The organism is Curtobacterium sp. B8 (assembly GCF_000333315.1).
Taxonomy (GTDB): Bacteria; Actinomycetota; Actinomycetes; order Actinomycetales; family Microbacteriaceae; genus Curtobacterium; species Curtobacterium luteum.
Genome location: NZ_BACW01000239.1, coordinates 1 through 5,148, shown reverse-complemented (window position 1 = coordinate 5,148; position 5,148 = coordinate 1). Strand labels below are relative to the sequence as shown.

The following is a 5,148-nucleotide window of genomic DNA, read 5'->3' as shown; positions in this document are numbered from 1 at the left end:
GACCTGTTCGCGGAGCTGACCGAGAAGGCGCGCACGCGCCCCGAGGGCTCCGGCACCGTCGCCGAACTGGACGCCGGCGTGCACCAGATCGGCAAGAAGATCGTGGAAGAGGCAGCCGAGGTCTGGATGGCGGCCGAGTACGAGGGCGACGAGCGCACCTCGGAGGAGATCTCGCAGCTGATCTACCACCTCCAGGTGCTCATGGTCGCGAAGGGGCTCACCCCGGCGGACGTCTGGCGACATCTGTAGGGAGCGCACCAGCGCCCAGCGGTGCCCAGCGCCCAGCGGCGCCCAGCGCACCCCGACGGACCGCCCGACACCTCCACCAGAAAGCAGACCCCTGATGCTCCGCATCGCCGTGCCCAACAAGGGCTCGCTGTCCGAGACCGCCTCCGAGATGCTCAAGGAGGCCGGGTACGCCGGTCGCCGTGACCCGAAGGCGCTGCACCTGATCGACGAGCGGAACGGGGTCGAGTTCTTCTTCCTCCGCCCGCGCGACATCGCGACCTACGTCGGCTCGGGTGCCCTCGACGTCGGCATCACCGGCCGTGACCTCCTGCTCGACTCCGGGTCCGAGGCGCACGAGGTCGACGCGCTCGACTTCGCGGGCTCGACCTTCCGGTTCGCGGGCACGCCGGGGCGGTTCTCCGCGCTGCAGGACCTCGAGGGCGTGCGCGTGGCGACGAGCTACCCCGGCCTCGTCGGCGACTTCCTCGCCGGCCACGGTGTCACCGCGACGCTCGTGAAGCTCGACGGCGCGGTCGAGAGCGCTGTCCGGCTCGGGGTCGCGGACGCGGTCGCCGACGTCGTCTCGACGGGCAGCACGCTCCGGCAGGCCGGGCTCGAGATCTTCGGCCCGGTGATCCTCGAGTCCACCGCCGTGCTCATCGCCACGGACGAGGACCGCGCGGGCATCGACGTCCTCCGTCGTCGGCTGCACGGCGTGCTCGTGGCGCGCGGCTACGTGATGCTCGACTACGACATCCCGACGGCGCTCGTGCCGGACGCCACCGCGATCGCCTCGGGCATGGAGTCGCCGACGGTCTCGCCGCTCCACGGCCGCGACTGGTCGGCGGTCCGCGTGATGATCCCGCGGTCGGACATGAACCAGATCATGGACTCGCTGTACGAGCTCGGCGCGCGGGCGATCCTGGTCAGCTCGATCCACGCGGCTCGACTGTGACCGCCCCGGTGCCCGAGGACGCGTCCGGCTCGCCCGCACGCGAGGGCGGCGTCGCGGTCCGGGTCATCCCCTGCCTCGACGTGCAGGGCGGGCGCGTGGTCAAGGGCGTGAACTTCCTGGACCTCCAGGACGCCGGGGACCCGGTCGAGCTCGCGGCGCGCTACTACGAACAGGGCGCGGACGAACTCACCTTCCTCGACGTCGGTGCGACGGTCGAGAACCGCGCGACGATGTACGACACCGTGACCCGGACGGCCGAGCAGGTCTTCATCCCGCTCACGGTCGGCGGTGGCGTCCGCAGCGTCGACGACGTGGCCCGGCTGCAGCAGTGCGGCGCGGACAAGATCGGTGTGAACAGCGCCGCGATCGCACGGCCCGATCTCGTCGGCGAGATCGCCGACCGGTTCGGCGCGCAGGCGGTCGTGCTCTCGCTCGACGTGAAGCGCTCCGACCGCATGCCGTCCGGGTTCGTCGTCACGACGCACGGCGGCCGCACCGAGTCCGACCTCGACGCGATCCGCTGGGCGCACGAGGCCGTCGAGCGCGGCGCCGGGGAACTCCTCGTCAACTCGATCGACGCCGACGGCACGAAGAACGGGTTCGACCTGGAACTGGTCGCCGCGGTCCGCGCGGTCGCGTCCGTCCCGGTCATCGCCTCGGGCGGTGCAGGGCTCCTCGACCACTTCGCACCGGCGGTCGACGCGGGTGCCGACGCGGTCCTCGCGGCGAGCGTCTTCCACCGCGGCGAGATGACGATCGGCGACGTGAAGTCGGCGCTCCGCGCCGCGGGCCACCTCGTCCGCTGACCCGGTCCGGCCGGCCGGCTGCGGCCCTCGACGTGCCCGACCACCGGCCTGGAGGCACGTGGCGGCGCCGCCCCGGGCCTCCCGTCCGTCCCGCGCGCACCGCGCGCCGTAGGCTAGGAGCCTCATGACCGACAGCACCAACGCCAGCACCGACGCGGTCCTCGACCGCGTGCGCTTCGGTGCGGACGGCCTGCTCCCCGCCATCGTGCAGGAGGAATCGTCGAAGGACGTCCTCATGCTCGGCTACATGGACCGGGAGGCACTCCGCCGCACCCTGACCGAGGGCCGGGTGACCTTCTGGTCCCGCTCCCGGCAGGAGTACTGGCGCAAGGGCGACACCTCCGGCCACGCACAGTACGTGCGCGCAGCAGCCCTCGACTGCGACGACGACACCCTCCTGGTGACCGTGCAGCAGGTCGGTGCGGCCTGCCACACCGGCGCACACGCGTGCTTCGACGTCGATCCGCTCACGCCCGTCACGGCGACCGCCCCGGAGGCCACCCGATGACCACCAGCACGACGACCGCGCGCGCCGAGTTCGACGGGCTCCTCGCCGACCACCGGGTCGTGCCCGTGGTCCGCGCGCTCTTCGCCGACAGCGAGACCCCGGTCGGCGTGTACCGGAAGCTCGCCGACGGTCGCCCGGGCTCGTTCCTCCTCGAGTCGGCCGGTCAGGGCGGCCTGTGGTCGCGCTGGTCGTTCGTCGGTGTGCGGAGTTTCGGCGTCCTCACGCAGGACGGCGACCGCGCGGCCTGGATCGACACCGGCATCCCGGCGTCGCGTGCGGTCGACTCGCTCGACGGCGCTCCGCTCGACGTGCTGGCGCGCCTGCACGAGCGGTGGGCCACGCCGCGGGTCCCCGGCACACCGCCGCTCGTCGGCGGCACGGTCGGGTTCATCGGGTGGGAAGCGGTCCGGCAGCTCGAGCACCTGCCGAACGTGCCCGCCGCGGACTTCGACGTCCCCGGGCAGGCGCTCGCGTTCGTCTCCGAGCTCGCCGCACTCGACCACCGCACCGGGCTCGTCCTGCTCGTCGCGAGCGTGCTCAACGACGGCGTCGACGACGTGGACACCATGTGGGCGGACGCGCAGGCCCGGCTCGACCGGATGCAGGCGGACCTCGTCCAGCCGACCGTCGCGACGGTCGCCGAGGCGTTCGACATCGCCGACCCGGCACCGACCCACCGGTCGACCCCGGACGAGTACATGGCGGCCGTCGAGCGTTCGAAGGACTTCATCCGCGACGGGGACGTCTTCCAGGTCGTCATCTCGCAGCGGTTCGACCAGGACGTCACGGCCGACCCGCTCGACGTCTACCGGGTGCTGCGCATGCTCAACCCGAGCCCGTACATGTACTTCCTGGCGCTGCGCGACGTCCACGACGAGCCGTTCTGGATCGTCGGCGCCTCACCGGAGGCCCTGGTCAAGGTGCAGGCGGGCCGGGCGATCACGCACCCGATCGCCGGTTCGCGTCCGCGTGGCGCCACCCCCGAGGAGGACGTCCGCCTCGGCGAGGACCTGCTCGAGGACCCGAAGGAGCGCGCCGAGCACCTCATGCTCGTCGACCTCGCGCGCAACGACCTGCAGAAGGTGTGCGAGCCGGGCACGGTGGCGGTCACCGAGTTCATGACGGTCGAGCGCTTCAGCCACATCATGCACCTCGTGTCGAGCGTCGAGGGCGCGGTCCGTGCCGACGCCTCGGCCATCGACGTGTTCCGCGCGACGTTCCCCGCCGGCACACTGTCGGGTGCGCCGAAGCCCCGCGCGCTGGAGATCATCGACGAGCTCGAGCCGGCGAAGCGTGGTGCGTACGCGGGGGTCGTCGGGTACTTCGACTTCGCGGGCGACGCCGACCTCGCGATCGCGATCCGGACCGCCCTCATCCAGGACGGTGTGGCCCGCGTGCAGGCCGGCGCCGGACTCGTCGCGGACTCGGACCCCGCCACGGAGCACCAGGAGGCCGTGAACAAGGCCGCTGCTCCGCTCCGTGCGGTCGCGACCGCGAACCGGATGCGCGAGGTGCTGTCGTGACGCTCCGGCGGTCCCGTCCCCTCGTCGTCGTCGCCGGGCTCGTCGTCGCGGGCATCGTGATGCTGTCGTGGACCCAGACGTGGTTCACGGTCCACCTCCGCGCGGGTGCCGCGGTCGTCTCGACGGTCACGGCGGACGGCTCGAAGTCGGTCCCGCAGTACACCGCCCTCGCGATCGCCAGCCTCGCGCTGTTCCTCGCGATGACGATCGCGGGTCGGGTGGTGCGTGTGGTGCTCGCCGTCATCGAGGTCCTGCTCGGCGTCGCCGTCGTGGTCACCGGGGTGTCCGCCCTGCGTGACCCCGTCGCTGCGGCCCGCGGAGCGATCGGTGAGGTCGCCGGGGTGAGCGACCTCGGCGGCGTGCGGCGCGTCGTGTCCTCGGTCGACGTCACGGCCTGGCCGGCGGTGGGCATCGCCGGCGGCGTGCTGGCCGTGCTGCTCGGCGTCGTGGTCCTGTTCGTCCAGCGTTCCTGGCCCGGTCCGAGCCGGAAGTACGGGGCCGCGACCGCCGGTGCCGCCGCCGACGCCCGCGCGGTCGCCGTGCAGCGGGACGCGATCACCGACTGGGACGACCTCTCGGCGGGCACCGACCCGACCGACGCCGACCAGACGCCGTTCCCGTTCGACGGAGACCCGGGGGCGTCCGCCCGCGGCGAGCGAGCACGGACCGAGCCGTCCGCCGACGGCGAGCGAGCACGGACCGAGCCGTCCGCCGACGGCGAGCGAGCACGGACCGCGGCGGTCGACGCGGTAGGGTTGGAAGGCGGCGATCGACCGACGACGCCGGAGCAGAACGAGGAGCACCGTGAGCAACACTGAGCCCGCAGAACTCGGCGAGGGCCACTCGCCGGCAGCCTGGACGGCCGTCGTCATCATGCTGATCGGTTTCGCGGCTGGGACGCTCTTCTTCTGGTTCGACCAGCCGATCGGCGTGTGGATCTCCGCCGCGGTCGTCGTCATCGGTCTCGTCGTCGGCGGCGTCATGGCGAAGGCGGGCTACGGCGTCAACGGCCCGAAGTTCGTCCCGAAGCACCACGGCGAGTAGTCCGAGCATGTCGAACGTGCTCGAGACCCTCGTCGCGGGCGCGCTCGAGGACGCGGCCGCCCGTCGCGCCGACCGTCCCTACGC

7 protein-coding genes are annotated in these 5,148 nt (G+C 72.6%); all 7 read left to right on the top strand.

The genetic code is table 11. The features are described 5' to 3' along the window. On the top strand, positions 1 to 249 hold a 249-nt coding region (locus I59_RS06015; protein WP_022903089.1), incomplete at its 5' end, for a phosphoribosyl-ATP diphosphatase. A gap of 94 nt (positions 250 to 343) precedes the next feature. Then, complete coding sequence (gene hisG, locus I59_RS06010; protein WP_022903088.1) at positions 344 to 1,183, top strand: ATP phosphoribosyltransferase; 840 nt, start codon at positions 344 to 346, stop codon at positions 1,181 to 1,183. Then, complete coding sequence (hisF, locus tag I59_RS06005; protein ID WP_022903087.1) at positions 1,180 to 1,989, top strand: imidazole glycerol phosphate synthase subunit HisF; 810 nt, start codon at positions 1,180 to 1,182, stop codon at positions 1,987 to 1,989. The genes hisG and hisF overlap by 4 nt, the downstream gene beginning before the upstream one ends. Before the next feature lie 124 nt (positions 1,990 to 2,113). Beyond that, complete coding sequence (gene hisI, locus I59_RS06000; protein WP_022903086.1) at positions 2,114 to 2,497, top strand: phosphoribosyl-AMP cyclohydrolase; 384 nt, start codon at positions 2,114 to 2,116, stop codon at positions 2,495 to 2,497. After that, positions 2,494 to 4,020: an anthranilate synthase component I gene (locus I59_RS05995; RefSeq protein ID WP_022903085.1), complete on the top strand. Its 1,527-nt coding sequence runs from the start codon at positions 2,494 to 2,496 to the stop codon at positions 4,018 to 4,020. The genes hisI and I59_RS05995 overlap by 4 nt, the downstream gene beginning before the upstream one ends. Then, a complete protein-coding gene (locus I59_RS20720) occupies positions 4,017 to 4,838 on the top strand; it encodes a Trp biosynthesis-associated membrane protein (protein WP_022903084.1) in 822 nt (273 codons plus the stop codon). The genes I59_RS05995 and I59_RS20720 overlap by 4 nt, the downstream gene beginning before the upstream one ends. After that, entirely contained in the window at positions 4,825 to 5,064 is a 240-nt protein-coding gene (locus I59_RS05985) for an HGxxPAAW family protein (RefSeq protein WP_022903083.1), read from the top strand. The genes I59_RS20720 and I59_RS05985 overlap by 14 nt, the downstream gene beginning before the upstream one ends. Positions 5,065 to 5,148: the final 84 nt, after the last annotated feature.

Coding starts and splice junctions, on each gene's coding strand:
- hisG (WP_022903088.1), top strand. CDS start 344: ATGCTCCGCATCGCCGTGCCCAACAAGGGCTCGCTGTCCGAGACCGCC.
- hisI (WP_022903086.1), top strand. CDS start 2,114: ATGACCGACAGCACCAACGCCAGCACCGACGCGGTCCTCGACCGCGTG.
- I59_RS05995 (WP_022903085.1), top strand. CDS start 2,494: ATGACCACCAGCACGACGACCGCGCGCGCCGAGTTCGACGGGCTCCTC.